The 21,348-nt window shown below is 70.3% G+C and carries 24 protein-coding genes and 1 pseudogene; 7 read left to right on the top strand and 18 right to left on the bottom strand.

The features are described from left to right. Positions 1 to 18 precede the first annotated feature (18 nt). From ACLL9L_RS11230 to ACLL9L_RS11205, 6 genes are all read right to left on the bottom strand, one after another. A complete protein-coding gene (locus tag ACLL9L_RS11230) occupies positions 19 to 213 on the bottom strand; it encodes a contact-dependent growth inhibition system immunity protein (RefSeq protein WP_411284771.1) in 195 nt (64 codons plus the stop codon). A gap of 1 nt (position 214) precedes the next feature. Then, positions 215 to 481, bottom strand: a complete 267-nt coding sequence (locus ACLL9L_RS11225) for a putative T7SS-secreted protein (protein WP_411284744.1) — start codon at positions 479 to 481, stop codon at positions 215 to 217. An 899-nt stretch (positions 482 to 1,380) separates the two neighbouring features. Beyond that, complete coding sequence (locus ACLL9L_RS11220) at positions 1,381 to 1,770, bottom strand: type II toxin-antitoxin system VapC family toxin (protein ID WP_411284743.1); 390 nt, start codon at positions 1,768 to 1,770, stop codon at positions 1,381 to 1,383. A gap of 3 nt (positions 1,771 to 1,773) precedes the next feature. Beyond that, positions 1,774 to 2,007, bottom strand: a complete 234-nt coding sequence (locus ACLL9L_RS11215) for a type II toxin-antitoxin system VapB family antitoxin (RefSeq protein WP_411284742.1) — start codon at positions 2,005 to 2,007, stop codon at positions 1,774 to 1,776. Between the two features lie 583 nt (positions 2,008 to 2,590). Next, positions 2,591 to 3,721, bottom strand: a complete 1,131-nt coding sequence (locus tag ACLL9L_RS11210) for an alkaline phosphatase family protein (RefSeq protein WP_411284741.1) — start codon at positions 3,719 to 3,721, stop codon at positions 2,591 to 2,593. Beyond that, positions 3,718 to 4,995 (bottom strand): alkaline phosphatase family protein, encoded by a 1,278-nt coding sequence (locus ACLL9L_RS11205; protein WP_411284740.1) that lies wholly within the window; start codon positions 4,993 to 4,995, stop codon positions 3,718 to 3,720. Before ACLL9L_RS11205 ends, ACLL9L_RS11210 begins: the two co-directional genes overlap by 4 nt. Positions 4,996 to 5,341: 346 nt before the next feature. Here ACLL9L_RS11205 and ACLL9L_RS11200 point away from each other — a divergent pair, with 346 nt between their 5' ends. Next, a complete protein-coding gene (locus tag ACLL9L_RS11200) occupies positions 5,342 to 5,617 on the top strand; it encodes an alkaline phosphatase family protein (protein WP_411284739.1) in 276 nt (91 codons plus the stop codon). Between the two features lie 61 nt (positions 5,618 to 5,678). Here the strand turns inward: ACLL9L_RS11200 and ACLL9L_RS11195 are convergent, their stop codons facing one another. The 8 genes and pseudogenes from ACLL9L_RS11195 to ACLL9L_RS11160 form a co-directional block, all read right to left on the bottom strand. Continuing rightward, positions 5,679 to 5,981, bottom strand: a complete 303-nt coding sequence (locus tag ACLL9L_RS11195) for a hypothetical protein (RefSeq protein ID WP_411284738.1) — start codon at positions 5,979 to 5,981, stop codon at positions 5,679 to 5,681. Positions 5,982 to 6,050: 69 nt separating this feature from the next. After that, positions 6,051 to 6,296, bottom strand: a pseudogene (locus ACLL9L_RS11190) (putative T7SS-secreted protein); the annotation flags it as partial. Positions 6,297 to 6,510: 214 nt separating this feature from the next. Then, entirely contained in the window at positions 6,511 to 8,217 is a 1,707-nt protein-coding gene (locus ACLL9L_RS11185) for a phospho-sugar mutase (protein ID WP_411284737.1), read from the bottom strand. Between the two features lie 10 nt (positions 8,218 to 8,227). Beyond that, positions 8,228 to 9,076: a purine-nucleoside phosphorylase gene (locus tag ACLL9L_RS11180; RefSeq protein WP_411284736.1), complete on the bottom strand. Its 849-nt coding sequence runs from the start codon at positions 9,074 to 9,076 to the stop codon at positions 8,228 to 8,230. Between the two features lie 9 nt (positions 9,077 to 9,085). Further along, positions 9,086 to 10,252, bottom strand: coding sequence for an ABC transporter ATP-binding protein (locus ACLL9L_RS11175; protein WP_411284735.1), 1,167 nt, complete (start codon positions 10,250 to 10,252; stop codon positions 9,086 to 9,088). Further along, complete coding sequence (locus ACLL9L_RS11170; RefSeq protein ID WP_411284734.1) at positions 10,239 to 11,120, bottom strand: ABC transporter permease; 882 nt, start codon at positions 11,118 to 11,120, stop codon at positions 10,239 to 10,241. Before ACLL9L_RS11170 ends, ACLL9L_RS11175 begins: the two co-directional genes overlap by 14 nt. Continuing rightward, the gene (locus ACLL9L_RS11165) at positions 11,117 to 11,956 is read right to left on the bottom strand and encodes an ABC transporter permease (RefSeq protein WP_411284733.1); all 840 of its coding nucleotides are present in this window, start codon (positions 11,954 to 11,956) and stop codon (positions 11,117 to 11,119) included. Before ACLL9L_RS11165 ends, ACLL9L_RS11170 begins: the two co-directional genes overlap by 4 nt. 40 nt (positions 11,957 to 11,996) lie before the next feature. Further along, the gene (locus tag ACLL9L_RS11160; protein WP_411284732.1) at positions 11,997 to 13,154 is read right to left on the bottom strand and encodes an ABC transporter substrate-binding protein; all 1,158 of its coding nucleotides are present in this window, start codon (positions 13,152 to 13,154) and stop codon (positions 11,997 to 11,999) included. 215 nt (positions 13,155 to 13,369) lie between these two features. Here ACLL9L_RS11160 and ACLL9L_RS11155 point away from each other — a divergent pair, with 215 nt between their 5' ends. After that, entirely contained in the window at positions 13,370 to 14,749 is a 1,380-nt protein-coding gene (locus tag ACLL9L_RS11155; RefSeq protein WP_411284731.1) for an NAD(P)H-quinone dehydrogenase, read from the top strand. A 38-nt stretch (positions 14,750 to 14,787) separates the two neighbouring features. Here ACLL9L_RS11155 and ACLL9L_RS11150 read toward each other — a convergent pair whose 3' ends face one another. After that, the gene (locus ACLL9L_RS11150) at positions 14,788 to 15,075 is read right to left on the bottom strand and encodes a hypothetical protein (protein WP_411284730.1); all 288 of its coding nucleotides are present in this window, start codon (positions 15,073 to 15,075) and stop codon (positions 14,788 to 14,790) included. A gap of 174 nt (positions 15,076 to 15,249) precedes the next feature. Here ACLL9L_RS11150 and ACLL9L_RS11145 point away from each other — a divergent pair, with 174 nt between their 5' ends. Further along, a complete protein-coding gene (locus ACLL9L_RS11145; protein ID WP_411284729.1) occupies positions 15,250 to 15,573 on the top strand; it encodes an antitoxin in 324 nt (107 codons plus the stop codon). A 93-nt stretch (positions 15,574 to 15,666) separates the two neighbouring features. Here ACLL9L_RS11145 and ACLL9L_RS11140 read toward each other — a convergent pair whose 3' ends face one another. Then, positions 15,667 to 17,445, bottom strand: coding sequence for an acetyl/propionyl/methylcrotonyl-CoA carboxylase subunit alpha (locus tag ACLL9L_RS11140; protein WP_411284728.1), 1,779 nt, complete (start codon positions 17,443 to 17,445; stop codon positions 15,667 to 15,669). Between the two features lie 151 nt (positions 17,446 to 17,596). Here ACLL9L_RS11140 and ACLL9L_RS11135 point away from each other — a divergent pair, with 151 nt between their 5' ends. The 4 genes from ACLL9L_RS11135 to ACLL9L_RS11120 all read left to right on the top strand — a co-directional run bounded on the left by ACLL9L_RS11135 (position 17,597) and on the right by ACLL9L_RS11120 (position 20,046). Next, positions 17,597 to 18,442, top strand: coding sequence for an aldo/keto reductase (locus ACLL9L_RS11135; protein WP_411284727.1), 846 nt, complete (start codon positions 17,597 to 17,599; stop codon positions 18,440 to 18,442). Between the two features lie 75 nt (positions 18,443 to 18,517). Then, a complete protein-coding gene (locus tag ACLL9L_RS11130) occupies positions 18,518 to 18,778 on the top strand; it encodes a type II toxin-antitoxin system Phd/YefM family antitoxin (RefSeq protein WP_411284726.1) in 261 nt (86 codons plus the stop codon). Then, positions 18,775 to 19,176, top strand: a complete 402-nt coding sequence (locus ACLL9L_RS11125) for a type II toxin-antitoxin system VapC family toxin (RefSeq protein WP_411284725.1) — start codon at positions 18,775 to 18,777, stop codon at positions 19,174 to 19,176. Before ACLL9L_RS11130 ends, ACLL9L_RS11125 begins: the two co-directional genes overlap by 4 nt. Before the next feature lie 21 nt (positions 19,177 to 19,197). After that, positions 19,198 to 20,046, top strand: a complete 849-nt coding sequence (locus ACLL9L_RS11120) for a tryptophan 2,3-dioxygenase (RefSeq protein ID WP_411284724.1) — start codon at positions 19,198 to 19,200, stop codon at positions 20,044 to 20,046. A 104-nt stretch (positions 20,047 to 20,150) separates the two neighbouring features. On the opposite strand, the gene ACLL9L_RS11115 is transcribed toward ACLL9L_RS11120, so the two are convergent. Together ACLL9L_RS11115 and ACLL9L_RS11110 are read right to left on the bottom strand one after the other, a co-directional pair. Beyond that, a complete protein-coding gene (locus tag ACLL9L_RS11115) occupies positions 20,151 to 20,621 on the bottom strand; it encodes a SufE family protein (protein ID WP_411284723.1) in 471 nt (156 codons plus the stop codon). 13 nt (positions 20,622 to 20,634) lie between these two features. Next, a partial coding sequence (locus ACLL9L_RS11110) for a sulfurtransferase (protein WP_411284722.1) occupies positions 20,635 to 21,348 on the bottom strand: 714 nt, incomplete at its 5' end.

Here is a 21,348-nt window from a genome sequence, read left to right as displayed (position 1 = left end):
CGGGTAGTAGCTGCAGTCTTATTCGTCGAGCACCTGCAGCAGTTGAGTTTCCGTCATCCCCTCCAGCAGGAGATTGGACACCTGGGCGTGCGCGCCGTCGGTGATCTCCGAGCAGCTCTCGGTCACGAAGGCCCTGACCGCGGCCCAGACGTCATGGTGTTGAATGGGCCAGTCGTCGTGCAGATAGGTGCCGAGGAGGTTTGTCCAGTGGATGTCAGGTCCTCGTCAGCTCGCGCGCCGGTGCCAGGCTTGCCGAGTAGCTGTCGAGAGCCGTGGCTGCTGCGGTGAAGGCGTCCGCTGTGGTGCGCCAGCGGCCGGGCTCGACCTGGATGACGTCGAGGAAGCCGGTGCTGGCCTGACCGCGCCGGTTCGTCACCTCGATCCGGGACAGGGTGTCAACGGTGCCGTCGAGCAGGCCGGCCTGCCCACGCAACGTGTCGGCAGCGAGGGCGAACCCGTGCAGGTCCCCCGGGACCAGCACCTCTGGCGGCGCTGGAGGCGAGGTCGGACTCGAGCTGGGCGCTCATCCCTGAGCGCCGGGGTGGCCGATGCGGACCCAAGTGCTGGCCGGTGCCCACGGTGATGATCGATGGGGTGATGATCGAGGCTGCCTCCTGCGGCAGAGTCGGGGGCGTGCAGGACATCAGCTGTTTATCGTCGCCCCGGGCGGCGTGCTCGTTGTCGACGTAGCCCTGCGAACACGGGTCCAGACGCCGAGACATCGTGTCGCCGTAACCCACGAGGTGACTCAGCCCGATGTCCCACCGTGCGCAGAAGTCACGCAGGGTCACCTCGAGCCGCCCGTACCCAACGGCCGAGATGATCTGTGGCAGGGTCACGATGGCCGCGTCCTTCGCCGCGGGAGTGATCTCCATGACGGCGGACGCAGCACGGACCAGCTCGTCCGTCACCACGGCATACGTCAGGCCGGCGCAGTCACTGTCGAACACGAAGCCAATGACAGCAGATCAGAAAGGGTCCGCTCCAAGGTAGTCCACAGCTGGCCATCGGGGATCCGCACTCCCGCGGGGTCTTACCGCTGACCGGGTCAGTGGCTGGTCCTGACGACCAGCGCCGGCGAAGGTCCCGTTCGCCCCGGGCAAGCCCGAGAGCCCTCGATCAACACCACGATCACTCCGCCGTTCGGGGCTGGCACCCGTCGCCACAAGCTGAATGGCTCGCAGGCACGTGGACCGGAGGGGCTGGGCCCTTCGTAGAGGCGGAAAGCCTCTGCATGGGTCTCGCGTTCAGCACGATGGGTTTGAGCAGGCCGTCGCTACAGGTCGGCCGCGTCGACGACGAGCGTCATGCCGCCCTGGGTCGAAAGTGCGCGCGAACCTCGGACCCGTTCCACTGCAGGGTCAGTCTGAACCCTTTTGGCTATTCACCGACCGGCCAGTAAACGACCTCGATCTCGGCCGTCGGGAAGTCCTTGGGGTTGCCGCTCACGAGGACAGCGCCGGCCACCAACGTGGTGGCCGCCACGAGGCAGTCGGCTTGCCACAGGGTGACTCCGCGGGACGCGTGCTCCCGCCTCCACTCACCCGCCTGCCATCCGGCGCGTCCGTCGACCGGGAGCACCACCAAGCCAGCGAACAGCTGGCGCGCGGCATCGTGCTCGGTGTCCCGCAGTCCCCGCACGATCTCCTCGACGTTGATCGCGGTTGTGGCGGGTGTGTCACCCCGACCATGCAGAGCCTCGACCCGCTCGACGGCCGGCCGTCCCCTCAGGTAGTCGATCAGGACGGTGGAGTCCAGAACATAGAGCACGAGTCACCCAGCGCGTCGCGAGTCGCTGTGACGCTGCTCGCGGACCCAGGCTGCAGGGTCGGCGTCCCACTCGTGGGCCTCGCCGACGAGTGCGCCTGCCGCCGACCGCAGCGCCCGCCACCGCTGTTCCTGGCGTACCGAGCGCTCGATTGCCGTCCGCACAAAGGCGCTGCGCCCGCGGGCGCCGGCCAACTGGTCCACCTCAGCCACAAGCGCGTCGTCCAACTCTATGTGCATTCTCATGTGCCTAACATAACACATAACTGATAACACCTGACTTGGGAGCCGGGTGAGGCAGCAAGGAGGCCGGGGCATCCCGCAGGCTCGTGCGCATGATCGACCACGGGTTGAGCTCGCTCCCGAGACGGCGCGCACCATGCCTCGGAAGCAGATGAAACACCGGACGCACGGTCAGAGCTGGGTGAGCTGCTCCAGGTGGACGCGGATCGCGGCCAGCCGCCCGGACGCCCGGACGCGGTATGCCGTGCCGTTGCCGGGCGTCCGGCTCGCCCACCCCCTCGATGACCTCGAGATGGACCTTGATCTTGATCTTGGGCTCGGTGCCGGACCATGGCACAACGATCCGGGACGCGTCGGCGAGGAAGAGCCGGAGGTCGTCGGTCGGGGGCAGGTCGCGCCGTGGCCGAGCCACCGTTCTGAGGCTAGTCCTTGTTGCGAAGGCGCACCTCGACCTCACGCCGCCGATCAACCAGGCGCGCCGTCAACCACCTGAATGGTTACCCTTCATGACGATTCCCTGTGGCCGCTTGAGTCCGCGGACCGGCGATGGGCTTGGATGGCGCTCCTCGTCGAGGACCGCTCATCGTTGCCAGCCGCTGTTGTAGACGTCGAGCCCGAACCGGTTGAGTCCCGAGCTCCCGGCGTACCCCAGGTGTGGCGAACGGAAGATGTCCTCGACGGACGCCAGCAGCGAGTAGTGGTTGTAGCTGGTGGTGCTCCACGTGTTCGGGGCGACGTAGCGGGACAGCACGAGCGCGCCGACCCGTCCGCCACCCAGACCGGTGATGCCGGGAAGGGGTGAGTTGGGTCCGGGTCCTTCACCGCAGCAGGCCGAGGCGTCGGACTGGGGGCCGTCGGACTCATCGGCGGTGATGATGAGGGCGCCGTCGGCCCGGAACGCCGGGGAGGCGAGGATCTTGGGGACCCAGATCTTGAGCCAGTTGTCGACGCTGACCAGACCGCCGGGCTGGCCGTCCACGCATGGTGCGTCGTGTCCGTCGTGACACAGGTTGGGGGTGATGTAGCTCAGGTTCGGTGTGGTGGTGGCGGCCGCCAGGTCGGTGTTCAGCTGGTTGAGGTCGACGACGTGCTGACCGCACGCCGGAGAGTTGATGATGCTGGCGAAGTACATGAAGGGGTTGTGGCGTATGGCGTACTGGTCGCCGACAGTGGCCTTCTGCGTGGGGTCGGGGGTGTTGATGGCGGGGTGGCGACAGGGGATGCCCATGTCCTCCATGTAGCCCTTCCATGACAGGCGCTGCTCGGTGAGCTGGTCGGTGATGTTGGGGACCGACGCGGGGAAGACGCAGCCGTCACCTGTGGCCTGACCCGGGCTCGAAGTGCCGGTTCGGGCGAACGAGGAGTAGATCTGGCAGTCGCCCTGCATCTGGGGGTTGGGTCCCTGCCCGGAGACTTGAGCGACGTAGTTGGGCTGGGAGTTGTGTGCTGTGCCGTAGTACGTGTTGAGCAGCACACCCTTGGTGCGGAGCGTCTGGGCGAGGTAGGGGGCTGCCGATCCTGGCCCCCATGTCGCGTCGTAGCCCTTGTTCTCGATGTTGATGACGAAGACATGCTTGATGGGCGGCACGTAGGCACCGTTGCCGGTTGCTGCTTCGGTGGTCGTCGGCTGCCCGGACGCGGAACCGACGAACAGGAGGGCGGCGGCCAGCAGGGTGATCGTCGTGGCGCGAAGGGCAGAACGGGGGTTCACGGGATGCTCCATCCGGCCGCGGCGGCCTTGGTCTTGAGGGAGGACCACTCCGACTCCTCGGGGCCAGCGAGCGGCCCCGGCGCGCATGCGGTGGCAACGAAGGGCGGGATCAGATAGGCCGGTGCCTCCGTGTTCGCAGCAGAGGAGAAGTCGAGGACCTCGGCGAGGTTGCGCGCGGCTGTATCCCGCGGGGTCAGTGCCGACAGGCCCCAACGCCACTCGATGGCCTTGAGGACGGACGTGTGGTCGTAGGTGTTGTGGGCAACCTGCCCCCGACGGGCCCGGGGGGAAATGACGACGGTGGGGACCCGGAAGCCGCGGAGGGCGGTGGTCGGGCTGACGTCCGGAGCGGTCGTGGGCGCGACGTGGTCGTAGAAGCCGCCCCACTCGTCGTAGGTGATCACGAGCATGGTCCGCGACCAGTTGGGGCTGGTGGTCACCGACTGGTAGACCTCGTTGAGGAACTCTTCGCCCGCGCGGATATCGGCGTGCGGATGGTCGTCGGCGGAGGAGCCGGACGCTTCGTCGAGGAACCGGGGATCGATGACACTCACACTTGGCAGCTGCCCTGTTGCAGCGTCGGTGAGGAAGGAGGTGAACGGCCTCGAGATCGGCAGGTACTTCGCGCCCCACAGAGCGAGGAAGGGAACGTCCGAGTAGTAGTAGCGGGCGCTGACCGAGGCCGCCGCCAGGCGGTCCCAGATCGTGGGTAGCGTTGAGGTTGTCGTCGAGTTGTGGGTCCTGTCGGTCTGGGCCGAGTGCAGGTAGAAACGGTTGGGGTAGGTCTCGGCCATTACCGCTGAGAAGTACCGGTCGCAGACCGTCCACTGCGGAGCGGCCCGGCCGAGGAAGCCCAGGTCGGGCTTCTCGAAGTACCCGATGGGGAGGATGTCGTCCTCGCCGGCGCGCAACCAGCCGTCGGCGCGGCCGTTGTTGAACTGGATTCGGCCGCCCTCGTAGGAGTGGTCGGGATCGTTGTGACCGCAGCTCGCGTAGTTAGTCAGGTGGTGCGTGGCTTGGTGGGCTCCATATCGGTCGGTGTAGCTCAGGCCGGCTTGCCTCCCGTCCGCCCCCGGAAGCCAGCCGAGGAAGTGGTCGAATGAGCGGTTCTCCATCATCACCACGACGACATGGTCGACCCCGCAGGTCGCCGGATTTGGCAATGCGGACGCTGATGCTGCCGGGTCGCGGGTCAGGAGAGGGCTCGCGGTCAACGCTCCAGCGCCCCCAACTACGGCCGCTGCGCTGAGGAACTGACGTCTGGTGACACTCATGTGTCGCAACGCTATTGGTGGCTGGCATGGAAAGGCCCTCTCCAATGACATGTTCACCCGCCATTCACTGAGCGACGCGGGGCCCCGCTTCCACCTATCCCGACGATCGACGACGCCGCGCAAGCCAAGTGTGCCGCTGGAGTCCTTTCTGAGTTCATCACGCTCCGAGGTTCTTCGCAGGTGGCGCGATGGACTGCTGCGCGTCACCCCTCGGCGTGAAGGACACTGCCATGCCACGTACCGCTCCGCGCCTTGTCGGCGCTGTCGCCGTCACTTCCTGCCTGGTGATGGCCGCCACCGCCGTCGCCGCGGCACATGACGTTCACGCCCCCATTCCAGCAAGCACGTGCTCCGGCTCTCCGTGGACGGCCTGCAGCAGGACGGCCTCGACTGGGTCGTCCGGGCTCAACCCCGTTTCGCGTTGGCCAGGCTGGTCGCCGGTGGGACGAGCTACATCCGGGCCCAGACCCCGGTTCCGTCCGTCTCCTTCCCCGGCCTCCTGGTTCAGGTCACCGGCGGCAACCCGACGTCGACCGGGGTCTACTACGACGTCAGTGACAACCGGGCGCTCCTTCCCGCAGGGACGACGTCATGCACCGGGGGTGGGGGATTCCGAGACTGAGTGCGTGAGTCCAACCCGTCAACGCAACACCTCTTGATGAAGAGGTGTCTGCGATGGGTCATCACGCTCTTGCGTACGAGGTCCGCCGAAGGTTCTGGCGCGAGATCAGGGCCGGGGTCGATCTCGGCGACACGGCCTCGGTAGCCGGTGTCCAAGGCCGTGAGTGCGCGGTGGTGGTGGCCAGCACGGCGGCGGGGGTGCCGGGCGCCGGCCCGCGGAGGGCCCCCCCGGCGGCGATGGCGTTCATCTGCTCGAAGCGGGCGCCGATCCGCATCCTGTCAAGGACGCCCAGGACCCCATTGGTGGGATCGGTGCCGGGCACCGACGCGGGGACCCTGGACAGCTCGGCGGCTGTCGCGAGCATCGACTCTCAGCGTCCATGGAGCGCCCGAGCCTGCCGGGCCAGCACGCGCGCCGGTGCAAGGCTCGCCACCTAGCCGTCGAGGGCGACGGCCGCAGCGGTGAAGGCGTCGGCTGCCGTGCGCCACCGGCCCGGCTCGACCTGGATGACCTGGCGGAAGCCGGTGCTGGCCCGGCCGCGCCAGTTCGTCACCTCGATCCGCGACAAGCTGTCACCGGTGCCCTCGAGCAGATCCGCATGTCCGCGCAACGTGCCACCAGCGAGGTCGAACCCGGCGGGGTCACCCGGGATCAGGACCTCGGGTGCCGCCCCGGAGGCGAGATCGGCCTCGAGCTGCGTTCATCCTCGGCCACCGGGGCGACCAACCCTGAGCCCCTCCTGTCCCCTGCCGTGAGTGGTCATCTGGGGCGCGTCAAACGTGGGGGCAGGGTCTCCATGGCAGGCCCCAGGCCGGCGCCTTCACTTGTCAGGCCGACATCTTCGCGGATGAGGCGCTCTCGAGAGGTGTCGTGTACCTGCCTCCGGCCGACCGTCAGAGCCGGGTGAGCTGCCGCATGTCGGCCCTGATCGCTGACAACCGCTCGTGCGCCGTATGCCGGGACGTCGCGAGGGCGTCCGGCTCGCCCACCCCCTCGATGACCTCGAGATAGACCTTGATCTTGGGCTCGGTGCCGGACGGTCGCACGACGATCCGGGACGCGTCGGCGAGGAAGAGCCGCAGGCCGTCGGTCGGGGGCAGCCCGCCGTCGCCCCGGCCGAGGTCGTCGAGGCGCTCGACGCGGATGCCTGCCACCGTCGTCGGCGGGTCGCCCCGGAGCCGGTCCATGACCGGCGGGATCTGGGTCAGGTCGGTGACCCGCACCGCGAACGAGTCGGTCGCATGGACGCCGTGCAGGACCGCGAGGTCGTCAAGCACGTCGAGCAGCGTGCGTCCCTGCGCCTTGAGACCGGCCGCCATCTCCGCCAGGAACAGCGCCGCGCTCACGCCGTCCTTGTCGCGCACGACCTGCGGCGCCACGCAATATCCCAGCGCCTCCTCGTATCCGTAGACGAGGCCGGGCACCCGGGCGATCCACTTGAACCCGGTGAGGGTCTCCTCGTGGCGCACCCCTGCCGCCGCCGCCATCGCCGCGAGCAGCCGGGACGAGACGATGGAGCTCGCGACGACGCCGCCGTCCGGGACGCCACGGGCCAGGACGTGCGCCCCGAGGAGGGCGCCGACCTCGTCGCCGCGCAGCATCCGCCAGTCGTCCCCGTCGACGACCGCGGCGGCGCACCGGTCGGCGTCCGGGTCGTTGGCGATGACGAGGTCCGGGTGGACCTCGCGGGCCAGCGCCAGCGCCGCGTCGATGGCGCCGGGCTCCTCCGGGTTGGGGAAGCCCACGGTCGGGAAGTCGGGGTCAGGTTGCGCCTGGTTCGAGACGACCTGTGGCGCAACGAAACCCGCCTGAACGAAAGCCTTCAGCACCGTGTCGTTGCCGACGCCGTGCAAGGACGTGTGGACGATCGAGAGGTCCCGCGGGCCGCCCTCCGCGACGAGCCGGCATACGGCCTCGACGTAGTCCGCCCAGAGGTCGTCGCCCAACGTCTCCCACCCGTCGACGGCGAGAGGCACGTCCGCGACGGCGTGGACGGACGCGATGTGGGCAGCGATCTGCGCGTCGGTCGGTGGCACGATCTGGCTGCCGTCGCCGAGGTAGACCTTGTAGCCGTTGTCCTGCGGCGGGTTGTGGCTCGCCGTCACCATGACGCCCGCGTCGGCGCCGAGGTGGCGGATCGCGAAGGCCAGCACCGGGGTCGGCAGCGGCCGGGGCAGGACGACGGCGCGTGCACCGGCGGCGACGACGACGGCTGCGGTGTCGCGGGCGAAGACGTCGGAGTTGTGGCGCGCGTCGTAGCCGACGACGACCGTCGGCTTCGCAACATTGCCCTCGTCACGCAGGTATGCCGTGAGGCCGGCTGTCGCGCGGATGACCACCGCGCGGTTCATCCGGTGCGGCCCGGCACCCAGGGCCCCGCGCAGCCCGGCGGTGCCGAACTCGAGCAGGCCGGCGAAGCGGTCGGCGAGGTCGGCGACCGCGGCTCCAGCGGTCGCTGCGTCACTGCCCCCGGCAGCTGCGAGGACGGCCGTGAGCTCGGCGCGGGTGGCCGGATCCGGGTCGTCGGCGATCCAGCCCCGCACCTCGCGGCGGAGGTCGCCGGTGAGGGTGGGACCCGATGACGTCGTCGGTGTGGTCATCGCGGGGTCCTCAGCGGGAGGCGATGCGGGTGACGACGTCCGCGAGAAGCCGGCCGCAGCGTCCGGCAGCCGCCTGGCCGGCCTCGAGGACCTCACGGTGTGAGAGGGGGTGGTCGGAGATGCCGGCAGCGGGGTTCGTCACCAGCGAGACGCCCAGCACCTCCAGGCCCGACTGGCGGGCGGCGATCGCCTCGAGGGTCGTCGACATCCCCACGAGGTCGCCGCCGAGGACCTTGGCCATCCGCACCTCGGCCGGGGTCTCGTAGTGCGGTCCCCGGAACTGGACGTAGACCCCCTCGTCGAGGGTGCCGTCGACCTGCCGGGCGAGGGCGCGCAGCCGGGTGGAGTAGAGGTCGGTCAGGTCGACGAAGTTCGCGCCCTCGATCGGTGAGGCGGCCGTGAGGTTGAGGTGGTCGCTGATGAGGACCGGCGTGCCCGGGGACCACGCCGGGTTCAGCCCGCCGCAGCCGTTGGTGAGGACGATCACGCTGCACCCGGCTGCCTTCGCGGTCCGGACGGCGTGGACGACGGCGCGCACGCCGCGACCCTCGTAGTAGTGGGTCCGCGTGCCGTAGACGAGCGCCCGACGGCCGGTGTCCCCGATGGCGATCGAACGCATGGTCCCCGCGTGGCCTGCTACGGCCGCCCGGTGGAACCCCGGCACCTCCGCGTTGTCGAGGGTGGCCAGGGTCTCGCCAATGAGGTCGCCGGTCCGGCCCCACCCGGAGCCGAGGACGAGCGCCACGTCGTGGCGGGCAGCTCCGGTGCGTTCGGCGATGACGGCGGCCGCCGCGTCGGCCACCTCGAACGGGTCGGTGCCCGGGTCGTCGAGGTCGAGGGTCGGCGTCGGCTCGCTCACGCCCGCAGCCTAGACCGCGTCGGCGTCGGGGAGGGTCGAGGTGGGCTGCGAGCGCTCGACGGCCAGGGCGGGGGTCGCGCGGGGGGTGATCCGGACCCGGTCGCCGGGGGCGTAGCCCGCCACGCTCGCGTTGTCGATCTGGGCGACGACGCGGTCCCCGCCGCTGGTCGTGAGGTGCACGCGACCCGTGGCGCCGAGGAAGCTCGCCGAGACGATGATGCCGTGCCCCGCGGGGTCGGCCTCGACGGCGATGGCCTCCGGCCGCACGAGCACCGTGGCCGGTCCTTGCTCGACAGACCCGGGCAGCACGGGGAGGCGGGCGCCGAGGACCTCGGCCCAGCCGTCGTGGACCTCGGCGTCGAGGCGGTTGGTCAGCCCGACGAAGTCGGCGACGAAGGCGGTCGCGGGGCAGTTGTAGAGGTCAGCGGGTGCGGCGAGCTGCTCGAGGTTGCCCGCCCGCATCACGCCGACGCGATCGGCGACGGCGAGGGCCTCCTCCTGGTCATGGGTGACGAACAGGGTGGTCGTGCCCACCTCGAGCTGGATCCGCCGGATCTCGTCCCGCAGCTGGACCCGGACCTTGGCGTCGAGGGCGGACAGCGGTTCGTCGAGGAGCAGGACCTGGGGCTCCACGGCGAGGGCCCGGGCCAGGGCCACCCGCTGCTGCTGCCCGCCGGAGAGCTGGTGGGCGTAGCGGTCGGCCTGCGACGAGAGGCCGACGAGCTCGAGCATCTCCCCGGCCCGGGCGCGGCGCGTGCCGCCCGCCCGGCGCCTCATCTCCAGCCCGAACTCGACGTTCTGGCGCGCGGTCAGGTGGGGAAAGAGGCTGTAGGCCTGGAAGACCATCCCCATGTCGCGCTTGTTGGTCGGCGTGGACGTGAGGTCGACGCCGTCCACCGAGACGCGCCCCGAGGTCGCGTCCTCGAGGCCGGCGAGGATGCGCAGCGCAGTCGTCTTGCCGCACCCGGACGGGCCGAGGAGGGCGACGAGCTCACCCGGCTCGAGCCGCAGGGTAAGGCCGTCGAGCGCGCGGACGGGCCCGTAGTGGCGGTGCAGGTCGGTCAGCTCCACGCGGACCCCCCGGGCTCCGACTGCCCGGGTCGGCCGGTCTGCCGGAGCGGACCGGTCACGCGGCGTGCTCGGGTCGGGTTGCGGCGCCCGGCTACTGGTGGACATCTAGGCTCCTGGGGGAGGGGGAGGGGGAGGGGCGGCCCCAGGGCAGGCGCAGTCCGCGCCGCGGACCACCCCGCTGGCGCGAGCCGACGAAGGACAGCCCGAAGAGCAACAGGGCCGCGAGGGTGAGGAAGGCGAACGAGACCGCGACGGCCATCTGCGAGTCGCGCTTGCCGATGGTGTTGATCGCGGTCTGGAGGTTGGTGCGGCTGAGCAGCGACGCGATGGTGAACTCCCCGAGCACGACGGCGACGGCGAGGAACGATGCGGACAGCACCGCGGTGCGCACGTTGGGCAGGATGATCCGCCACATCACCGTGAACCAGCTCGCGCCGAGCGAGCGGGCGGCCTCGGCGAGGGTCGTCACGTCGATGGCCGAGAGGCCGGCGTCCAGGGCCCGGTAGGCGTAGGGCAGGACGAGGACGACATAGGCGAAGCCGAGCAGGACCGAGGACTCACCGAGGAAGTAGGTCACCCACGCGTAGACCGGGACGAGCCCGACGACCAGGACGATGGCGGGGATCGTCAGGGGCAGGAGGCAGATGAACTCGATGGTGCGCCTCAGCCGCGGCAGGCGCAGGCGCACCCACGTCATCGTCGGGACGAGGAGCACGAGCATGAGCAGAACCGTGAGGATCGTCAGCCCGAGGGACGCGATGAGCCCGTCCTTGAGGTCGGAGTAGTCGGCGTCGATGGTGGGGAAGTCCACGAGCTTGCGCCACGTGTCGAGGGTGCGCCCCCCGCCCGGGGCGCGGGTCGTGAACTCGACCATGGCGTAGAGGGGCAGGGCGAAGATCACGCCGAGGACGCCCACGGTGACCCGGCGCAGGACGGCCTGTTTGCGCCGGCGCGCTCCGGCGACCCCGCTCATCGGCTGAGCCATCGTGAGGTGCGCCGGTCGAGCACGACGTAGAGGGACATGACGACTGCCACCACCACCACCATGGCGAGGGCCATCGCCTTGCCGACGTTCTCCTGGCCGAGGATCACCTCGGAGCTCAGCGCCCCGCCGATCTGGAGGGGGAGGATGGGCGAGCCCTGCGAGACCAGTGCCGCCGCGGTGGCGTAGGCGCTGAACGCGTTGGTGAAGAGCAGCAGCACCGCCCCGAGGAACGACGGCGCGAGGATCGGGCCGGCAACCTTGCGCCAGTAGGCCCACGTGCCTCCGCCGAGCGTCTCGGTGGCCTCGCGCCACTGGGGTCGGATCCCCTCCACGGCGGGCAGGAAGACGATGACCATCAACGGGATCTGGAAGTACAGGTAGACCAGCATCAGGCCCTTGTCCCAGTCGTAGAGCCAGGTGGTGCTCGCCAGGTTGACGCCGAACCGCTGGACCCAGATCGTGACGAAGCCGCTGAACCCGAGGGTCGCGATGAAGGCGAAGGCCAGTGTCACGCCCCCGAGCTGGGCGAGCACCCCGCACGCCGCGGTGACCACCCGCTTGAGCAGGCTCTGCGGCCCGGCGGTCGAGACGGCATACGCGAGCAGTGCTCCGATCAGGGCGCCCAGGACCGCCGTGACCGCCGAGAGCACGACGGAGTGCATGAGGGCGGAGACGACCTGCGGCTGGCCGAGGGCGGAGAGGTTCGCCAGGGTCGGGCGGCCGGAGCCGTCAGCGAACGCCCCGACGATCACGACGAGCGTGGGGATGAGCAGGAAGACCGTCGCGTAGGCAAGGAAGGGCACGACGCCGAGGAGCGCGCCCACCGGTCGTCGGCCGGTGGACGGACTCCCCGTCGTCGCGGCGTCAGCCAACCGCCTTGGCCCAGTTCTCACCGAGGTAGGTCTTGGCGGTCTCGCTCTGCGCGCTGGTGAGGAAGACGGGCGTGCCGTCGGCCTTGGGCAGGGCCGCGTATGCCGTGGCGTCGATGGTGCTGGACTTCACCATGGCCTCCTCACGCGCGGGACGAGCGCCTCCCTTGAGCCACAGGTTCTGGCCCTCGTCGGAGTAGAGGTACTCCTGCCACAGCCGCGCGGCCGCCGGGTGCGGCGCGTCGACGTTGATGGCCTGGACGTAGTAACCGCCGACGACCGCGTCCTTCGGGACGACGGTCTTCCAGTCGAGCTTGCCCTTGAGCTTGGTCCCCTGGGCGACGTTGAGGTAGTCCCAGTCCAGGACCACCGGCGTCTGGCCGGCCTCGATCGTCGCCGGCGTCGGGTCCACGGGCAGGAAGTTGCCGGCCGCCTTGAGCTGCGTGAAGAAGGTGACGCCCTTGCTGATGTCGTCCGCCGAGCCCCCCGAGCCGAGCGCGGCCATGACCACGCCGCTGAACGCCGCCCCGGCCTTGGTCGGGTCGCCGTTGAGGGCGACCTTGCCCTGGTATTCCGGCTTGAGCAGGTCCGCGACCGACGTCGGCGCCGGGACCTTGCTGGCGTCGTAGCCGATGCTCATGTAGCCGCCGTAGTCGTTGACCCAGGTGCCGTTCGCGTCCTTGAGCCTGGCGGGGACGTCTGCGAAGGTCGAGACCTTGTACTTCGCGAACATCGCCGTGTTGGCGGCCGCGACGGCCTGGCCGACGTCGAAGACGTCCGGGGCCTTGGACTGGCCCTTGAGGTTCTTGGCGGCCGTGATCTCCTCGGCGCTCGACGCATCGGGCTGGGCGCTGTCGACCTTGAGGCCGTACTTCGCCTCGAAGCCCTTGATGATCTCACCGTAGTTCGCCCAGTCCGGGGGCAGGGCGATGACGTTGAGCGTGCCCTCCTTCTTGGCGGCGGCCACGAGCGCGTCCATCCCCCCGGCCTCCTGTGCCGAGGTGGCGGTCGCGATGCTGGTTCCCGATGTGCCGCCCCCGCTGCCCGCGCCGGCGTCGGTGGTCTTCGCCGGTGGCGAGCACGACGCCAGGGTCACCGCCGTGACGGCGAGCAGGACGATCGTGGCACCGGTGTGGGGACGGACTCTGTTCACTTCTACCTCCATCAAGGGCGGCCCGGTCGGGCCGTCGCTTCGGTGAGACTCTGGTGTACCCGCCTGAACGTCGCGGGGCGCTCCAGCGTATGACGGGTGGCTACACCGTGTCCGGCCGATGGATCTCGAACGGGGAACGATGTGGCACCCCCCCTGACCGCCCGTCGAGAAGCGTGGTGGCGAGCACCCGGCATACCGGATGGTTGGATGGTCCCGTGATCGCTCGCACCTCCTCAGTCGTCGTCCTCGGTGGTGGCCCCGGCGGTTACGAGGCAGCGCTCGTCGCGGCCCGGATGGGGGCCACGGTCACGGTGGTCGAGCGCGACGGGCTCGGAGGGGCCTGCGTCCTGACCGACTGCGTACCAAGCAAGACCCTCATCTCCACGGCCGCCTTCATGTCGAACCTCTCCTCGGGCGCGACGCTCGGCGTGGACCTCGGCGCCGGGACTGCCACGGCGGACCTGACCTGCGTGAACCGACGGATCCTGCGGCTCGCTGGCGCCCAGAGTGACGACATCAGGGCGCGCCTCGACGGCGACGGCGTCCGCATCCTGCGCGGGACCGGGACGCTGCTCGGACCGGGGCGGGTCCGCGCGGACCTCGAGGCCGGGGGCAGCGAGGAGCTGGACGCCGACGTGGTGCTCGTCGCCACCGGCGCCAGGCCGCGGGTCCTGCCGACGGCCGTGCCCGACGGCGAGCGCATCCTGACGTGGAAACAGATCTACGGCCTCACCGAGATCCCCGAGCGGCTCGTCGTCGTCGGCTCGGGGGTGACCGGTGCCGAGCTGGCCCACGCCTACGTGGGACTCGGCGCCGAGGTCGTCCTCGTGTCGTCGCGTGACCGGGTCCTGCCCGGTGAGGACGCCGACGCCGCGACGGTCATCGAGGAGGTCTTCCGCCGCGACGGCATGCAGGTCCTCAACCGCTCCAGGATGGCGAGCGTCGAGCGCGTGGGTGACGCGGTGCGGGTGCACCTGGTGGACGGTCGCACCGTCGACGGCTCCCACGCCCTGCTGGCCGTCGGCTCGGTGCCCCAGACGTCGGCAATCGGCTTGCAGGAGAGCGGTGTCCAGCTCTCGGAGTCAGGACACATCGAGGTCGACGGGGTCTCCCGCACGTCCGTGCGCGGCGTGTATGCCGCGGGCGACTGCACCGGGGTCCTCCCGCTCGCGTCGGTGGCCGCGATGCAGGGCCGCATCGCGGTCTGGCACTCCCTCGGCGACGCGGTCTCCCCGCTCGCGCTCAACGTCGTCTCCGCCAACATCTTCACCTCCCCCGAGATCGCCACGGTCGGCATCTCCCAGCACGACATCGACGAGGCAAGGGTGGACGCCAGGGCCGTCATGCTGCCGCTGTCCACCAACCCCCGCGCCAAGATGGACAGCTTCGAGGACGGGTTCGTCAAGGTCTTCTCCCGTCAGGGGGCCGGGACCGTGCTGGGCGGTGTGGTCGTCGCGCCGCGCGCCTCCGAGCTGATCTTTCCGGTGGCGCTCGCAGTGCAGAACCACCTCACCGTCGACCAGCTCGCGAGCACCTTCACGGTGTATCCGTCGATGAGCGGCTCGATCGCCGAGGCAGCGCGTCGCCTGCACTGACCGGGCAGCCTCCGTCGGGGTCCATCGGGTCGGTCGGTCTAGCGATGTCCGGGGTCGGGGGTGTCGCGCTCCGTGGCACGGCGCTCGGTGGTGTCAAGTTCGGTGGCATTGAGGTGGTTGCGGCGCAGGTCCGGGTCGGTGTCCTCGGTGAACGGTTCCAGCTGCTCCTCGCGGGCCCACCGCTCGCGCCGGTTCCTCGAGACGGACGCCCGCAGTCGCCTCCAGAGCGGCCAGGCGAGCGCCGCGACGACGAGCAGGACGAGGAGGTTGACGAAGCTGAAGCCGCCCGACTGCGGCACGGTGTCGGCGGTGAGCATCAAGAGCATGATCCGAGTCTAGGTCGGGCCTGGCGTCCTCTTCATGACGATCGGTGGCCGGTCGGCCACCGGCCCGGCGCCCCGCCTGACTGCGCGTGCCCGGGTAGGGTCGAGCGCAGACGTCAGCGCCGGCACGTGCCGGCGCGAGCTCCACGTCTCGACGAGAGGGAAGGGCAACCCCACATGAGCAGCACCGGTGGCCTGTTCGACAAGGTCAAGAACTTCATCCAGGGCAACCCCGACAAGGCCCAGCAGGGTCTCGACAAGCTGGGCGATGTCGTCAACCAGCGGACGGGCGGCAAGTACGCGGACCAGATCGACAAGGCGGGCGACAAGGTCGGCGAGCGGCTCGGGCTGCCCGCCGACGAGACCGTGCCCGCGCCGGGTGAGCCCACGCCGGCCCCCATGCCGGGGCCGCCGCCCCCTTCGCCGGCCCCCGCTCCGGTGCCCGGTCCACCGCCTGCACCAGCCCCGTCGCCGGTGCAGCCTCCCGCTCCGGCGCCGTGACCCCCGGCCCTGACCGGGGCTGACCGGCACATCCAGAGGCAGACGAGAGGGGCCCGGCGCTCGCCGGGCCCCTCCTGCACGTCAGGACGCGCGTCAGCCCGCGTCCTTGATCTCGGCCAGGACGGTGCCGCTCGTGACGGTCTCGCCGACCTCGGCGCTGAGCCCGGTGATGACGCCGGCCTTGTGCGCGTTGATCGGCTGCTCCATCTTCATCGCCTCGAGGACGATGACGGTCTGCCCGGCGTCGACCTGCTGGCCCTCCTCGACGGCGATCTTGACGATCGTCCCCTGCATCGGGGCGGTGAGGGCGTCGCCGGATGCGGCGGCGGTGGTCGTGCCCGCGCCGGAACGACGCGGCGCCTTCTTCTTCGCGGCACCACCGCCCCCGCCCAGGGACAGGCCACCGGCGACCACGACCTCTAGGCGCTTGCCGCCGACCTCGACGACGATCGTCTGGCGCGCCCCGGGCTCGGCGGGTGCGGCAGCCGACCCGCCGGCATACGGCTCGATCGTGTTGTCGAACTCCGTCTCGATCCACCTGGTGTGGATGGAGAACGGGGTGCTCGGGTCAGCGGGCGCGAAGGCGGGGTCGCTGACCACGAGGCGGTGGAACGGCAGGACCGTCGGCATGCCGTCGACCTCGAACTCGGCCAGCGCACGACGCGAGCGCTCGAGCGCCTCCTGGCGGGTGCGGCCGGTGACGATGAGCTTGGCGAGCATCGAGTCGAAGGCGCCGCCGATGACGTCCCCCTCGACGACGCCGGAGTCGACGCGCACGCCGGGCCCCGACGGGGTGACGTAGCGGCTCACTGTGCCGGGCGCCGGGAGGAAGCCGCGGCCGGCGTCCTCGCCGTTGATGCGGAACTCGAACGAGTGCGCGTGCGGCACGGGGTCCTCGAAGCCGAGGGCCTCCCCGGCCGCGATCCGGAACTGCTCACGGACGAGGTCGATGCCGGTGACCTCCTCGGTCACCGGGTGCTCGACCTGCAGGCGGGTGTTGACCTCGAGGAAGGAGATGTCCCCCTCCGGGCCGATGAGGAACTCGCAGGTCCCGGCGCCGGTGTAGCCCGCCTCCGTGAGGATCGCCTTGGACGCCCGGACGAGCTCGGCGTGCTGCTCCTTCGTGACGAACGGGGCCGGCGCCTCCTCGACGAGCTTCTGGTTGCGGCGCTGGAGCGAGCAGTCCCGCGTGGAGACGACGACGACGGTGCCGTGCTCGTCGGCCAGGCACTGGGTCTCGACGTGGCGCGGCCGGTCGAGGAAGCGCTCGACGAAGCACTCCCCGCGGCCGAAGGCTGTCACGGCCTCGCGGACGGCCGACTCGAACAGCTCGGGGATCTCCTCCATGGTGCGGGCGACCTTGAGGCCACGCCCGCCCCCGCCGTATGCCGCCTTGATGGCGACGGGCAGTCCGTGCTCCGTCGCGAACGCGATGATCTCGTCGGGCCCCTCGACGGGGTCGTTGGTGCCGGGCACGAGGGGGGCCCCCGCCTTCGTGGCGATGTGGCGGGCCTTGACCTTGTCACCGAGCGCGTCGATGGCGGCGGGCCCGGGGCCGATCCAGGTCAGCCCGGCGTCCATGACGGCCTGAGCGAAGCCGGCGTTCTCGGCGAGGAACCCGTAGCCCGGGTGCACGGCGTCGGCACCCGACTGCCTCGCCACCGCGAGGAGCTTGTCCTGGTCGAGGTAGCTCTCGCCGGGGGTGGCGCCCCCCAGGGCGTAGGCCTCGTCGGCGACCTTGACGTGCAGGGCGTCGCGGTCGGGGTCGGCGTACACGGCGACTGAGCCGATGCCGGCGTCCGTGCAGGCACGGGCGATACGGACGGCGATCTCGCCGCGGTTGGCGATCAGCACCTTCGAGATCTGCGACATGGCTCGGAGCCTAACGGGTGGGGGAGCCCGCCCGGGCTTGACTCTTCTCACAGGCGAGAGCCGTAAACGCCTCATGGTCGGCAGCTGTTCCCGACCGTCTCGGGGGGTGACCCGCGCTGAGGACGGCCAGCCCGCGGCATACAGTCGGCGGATGACTTCTGTGCCCCATCTCCCCCTGTCCACCAGCTCGGGTGCGATCGACATCCCGCAACTCGGCTTCGGCGTCTGGCAGGTGCCTGACGACGAGGTCGAGCCCGCCGTCGGTACGGCCCTCGAGGCTGGCTACCGGCACATCGACACGGCACGCGCCTACGAGAACGAGGCCGGTGTCGGCCGGGCCCTCACCGCGAGCGACCTTGGCACCGACGACATCTTCGTCACGACCAAGCTGTGGAACACCGACCAGGGCCACGACAGCACCCTGCGGGCCTTCGACGGCTCGATGGAGAGGCTGGGTCTCGAGGTCCTCGACCTCTATCTCATCCACTGGCCCACCCCGGCCAAGGACGCCTTCGTCGAGACCTGGAAGGCCTTCCAGAAGCTGCGCGACGACGGCCGCATCAAGGCCATCGGCGTCTGCAACTTTCAGGTCAACCACCTCGAGCGCCTGCAGGCCGAGACCGGCGAGCTGCCGTCGATCAACCAGATCGAGCTGCACCCCTACCTCGTGCAGCAGGAGCTGAGGGACTTCCACGCGAAGCACGACATCCTCACCGAGGCGTGGAGCCCGCTGGCGTCCGGCGGCGACGTGCTCAAAGACCAGGTCGTCCTCACCGTTGCCGAGGCCCACGGCGTCACGCCGGCCCAGGCGATCATCCGCTGGCACCTGCAGCTGGGAAACGTCGTCATCCCCAAGTCGGTGACACCGCGCCGGATTGCCGAGAACATCGACGTCTTCGGTTTCGAGCTGACCGACGAGGAGGTCGCCTCGATCACCGCGCTCGACAGGGGCCACCGCACCGGTCCCGACCCGGACGAGTTCAACCTCGGCGCCTGATCGTCAGCGGTGCAGCTCAGCAGGTGTCGCATTGTGCTACGCCTGCTGAGCCACACCCGCTGAAAGGACCCCCGGATGGAGACCATCTCGCATCGCGAGCTGCGCAACCGCAGCGCTGAGATCCTCCGCCGGGTCGGTGCGGGAGAGTCCTACGTCGTGACGAACAACGGGCGTCCGGTGGCGATCCTGTCCCCGGTGCCGCAGAGTCGTCTGGAAGAGCTCCTCGCGGTCGGGATCGCCCGGCCCGCAACGAGATCGGAGCTGCCGTCGCTCGACAGGGTGCACGCTCCCATGGACAGCACGGTCGCCCTCGACGAACTGAAGGGCGAACGGTGATTGTCCACTATGTCGACTCCTCGGCCTGGGCCAAACTCCTGGTGGAGGAGCAGGAGTCGGCGGCGCTCGACCGATTCGTGCGCACGGCGCTGAAGGCGGGCGACGCGTTCGGCTCCAGCGAGCTGCTCACCACGGAGCTGCACCGGCTTGCGACGCGTCTCGGTGTCCAGCAGGCCGACGTGACGGCGGTCCTCGCGGTCGTCGTCCTCACCGTGCCGACGAGGCAGGTCTTCCGGGTGGCTGGCCTGCTGGCAGGCGAGGTCCGCTCCCTCGATGCCCTCCACGTCGCGAGCGCGCTGGACTGTGGTGCGGGCTCCTTCATCTCCTACGACGTGCGTCAGCTCGCCGCCGCGGCGTCTGCGGGTCTGCCGACCCTGTCGCCGGGTGCCGCCGCCTGACCGGCCACTAGCGTGGTCGCCATGGCCACCAACCAGCGCGACCTCGAGCCGGGGGTCCAGCGCGACTTCAGCCGCAGCATGACCTACGGCGACTATCTCGACCTCGACCGGCTGCTGAGCGCCCAGCACCCGCGCAGCGAGCCGGCCCAGCACGACGAGCTCCTCTTCATCATCCAGCACCAGACCTCCGAGCTGTGGCTCAAGCTGATGATCCACGAGCTACGTTCTGCCAGAAGCCTGTTGATCAGCGACGAGCTGTCGCCGGCACTGAAACGGCTGGCCCGGGTCAAGCGGATCCTCGAGGTGCTCACCGACCAGTGGTCGGTCCTGGCCACCCTCACGCCGAGCGAGTACGCGCAGATCCGGCCGTTCCTCGCGACGAGCTCGGGCTTCCAGTCGTGGCAGTACCGCGCCGTCGAGTTCCTCCTGGGCAACAAGAACGCCGAGATGATCGCCGTCTTCGACCACGACCCGCCCGCCCGCGGGCTGCTCGCTGGGCTCCTCGGGGAGCCGAGCCTCTACGACGTGTTCCTGCACTACCTCTCACGGCACGGGTATGCCGTGCCCGCCGAGCTGCTCGAGCGGGACTGGACCACGCCGCATACGGTCAATGACCAGCTGGTCCAGGTCCTCAGCGGGGTCTACGCCGCCCCGTCGGAGCACTGGGGCGTCTACGAGACCTGCGAGGAGCTCGTCGACCTCGAGGACAGCTTCCAGCTGTGGCGTTTCCGCCACCTCAAGGTCGTCGAGCGGGTCATCGGCCACAAACGGGGCACGGGCGGCTCGAGTGGTGTCGAGTTCTTGCGCCGGGCGCTCGACCTCACCTTCTTCCCCGAGCTGTACGCCGTGCGCGCCGAGATCGGTCGCTGATCCCGCCCCCTCCTGCTGCTTGCGTCCGGCAAGGTGGGTCGCCAGGGCCACCGAGGTGCCGGACGCAGCAGCAGGGGGGGTCGCAGCGGGAGGGGTATGCCGGTTCAGGCGGCCGTCTTGAGGCGCACCTGGCGCTTGATCCGGGTGAGCATCGCCACCATGCCGCGCAGCCGCAGCGGCGACACGGCCTCGGCCAGCCCGAAGCGGTAGGGCGCGTCGTCCGGCACGGCCAGCACCTGGCCGGCGCTCAGCCCGTCGAGCCCGGCGTGGAGGATCCCGGCGAAGCCCCGGGTCGTCGGGGCCTCGGGCGGCGCCTGGAAGTGGAGGCTGACCACCCGCTCGAGCGGGCTCGCCCCGTCGGCGACCTCGACGACGAGGAAGAGGGGCGACTGGCACTCGTCGACGCGTTCGAGCAGCTCGGCGTGCCCGGCATATCGCTCGGGCAGCGCCGGCAGCTCGTCGCTGAACTCGAGGAGCAGCTGGAGCCGGTCCCGCGCCGTCACCGAGGCGAAGTCCTCGGCGATCTCGGCGAGGGACTCGGGCAGGGCGGTGCGGTCGTCGGAGGTCACAGACACCAGTGTGGACCTGTTACTTCTCGACGGGGACACGGACCGCGTTGCCCCACTCGGTCCACGAGCCGTCGTAGTTACGGACGTGCTCGAACCCCAGCAGGTGGGTGAGGACGAACCACGTGTGCGAGGAGCGCTCGCCGATCCGGCAGTAGGCGACGACGTCGTCGGAGGGCGAGAGGCCCTGCTCCTGCTGGTAGATCGCCTCGAGGTCGGCGCGGGACTTGAAGGTGCCGTCCTCGTTGGCCGCCCGGGCCCACGGGACCGACTTCGCGCCGGGGATGTGGCCGCCGCGGACGGCGCCCTCTTGCGGGTAGTCGGGCATGTGCAGCAGCTCGCCGGAGAACTCGCCGGGGGAGCGGACGTCGACGAGCGGCTTGCCGAGGTGGGCGAGCACCTCGTCCTTGAAGGTCCGGATCGGGGCGTCGTCCCGCTCGACGACCGGGTAGTCGACCGGCGACGGCGCCGGGACCTCACGGGTCATCTCGCGCTCCTCGGCAACCCACTTGGCCCGGCCGCCGTCGAGCAGGCGGACGTCCTCGTGGCCGAAGAGGGTGAAGACCCAGAGGGCGTAGGCCGCCCACCAGTTGCTCTTGTCGCCGTAGATCACGACCGTCGTGTCGCGGCCGATGCCCCGGCGGGCGAGGACCTGGGCGAAGTGCTCGCCGTCGACGTAGTCACGGGTCAGCGGGTCGTTGAGGTCGAGGTGCCAGTCGATCTTGACCGACCCGGG

Source organism: Lapillicoccus sp. (assembly GCF_046595215.1).
In the GTDB taxonomy this organism is placed as follows: domain Bacteria; phylum Actinomycetota; class Actinomycetes; order Actinomycetales; family Dermatophilaceae; genus Lapillicoccus.
This window is presented reverse-complemented; position numbering and strand designations above follow the sequence as displayed.

Coding starts and splice junctions, on each gene's coding strand:
- ACLL9L_RS11215 (WP_411284742.1), bottom strand. CDS start 2,007: ATGCACATAGAGTTGGACGACGCGCTTGTGGCTGAGGTGGACCAGTTG.
- ACLL9L_RS11205 (WP_411284740.1), bottom strand. CDS start 4,995: ATGAGTGTCACCAGACGTCAGTTCCTCAGCGCAGCGGCCGTAGTTGGG.
- ACLL9L_RS11195 (WP_411284738.1), bottom strand. CDS start 5,981: ATGCTCGCGACAGCCGCCGAGCTGTCCAGGGTCCCCGCGTCGGTGCCC.
- ACLL9L_RS11185 (WP_411284737.1), bottom strand. CDS start 8,217: ATGACCACACCGACGACGTCATCGGGTCCCACCCTCACCGGCGACCTC.
- ACLL9L_RS11175 (WP_411284735.1), bottom strand. CDS start 10,252: ATGTCCACCAGTAGCCGGGCGCCGCAACCCGACCCGAGCACGCCGCGT.
- ACLL9L_RS11170 (WP_411284734.1), bottom strand. CDS start 11,120: ATGAGCGGGGTCGCCGGAGCGCGCCGGCGCAAACAGGCCGTCCTGCGC.
- ACLL9L_RS11150 (WP_411284730.1), bottom strand. CDS start 15,075: ATGCTCTTGATGCTCACCGCCGACACCGTGCCGCAGTCGGGCGGCTTC.
- ACLL9L_RS11145 (WP_411284729.1), top strand. CDS start 15,250: ATGAGCAGCACCGGTGGCCTGTTCGACAAGGTCAAGAACTTCATCCAG.
- ACLL9L_RS11140 (WP_411284728.1), bottom strand. CDS start 17,445: ATGTCGCAGATCTCGAAGGTGCTGATCGCCAACCGCGGCGAGATCGCC.
- ACLL9L_RS11135 (WP_411284727.1), top strand. CDS start 17,597: ATGACTTCTGTGCCCCATCTCCCCCTGTCCACCAGCTCGGGTGCGATC.
- ACLL9L_RS11130 (WP_411284726.1), top strand. CDS start 18,518: ATGGAGACCATCTCGCATCGCGAGCTGCGCAACCGCAGCGCTGAGATC.
- ACLL9L_RS11120 (WP_411284724.1), top strand. CDS start 19,198: ATGGCCACCAACCAGCGCGACCTCGAGCCGGGGGTCCAGCGCGACTTC.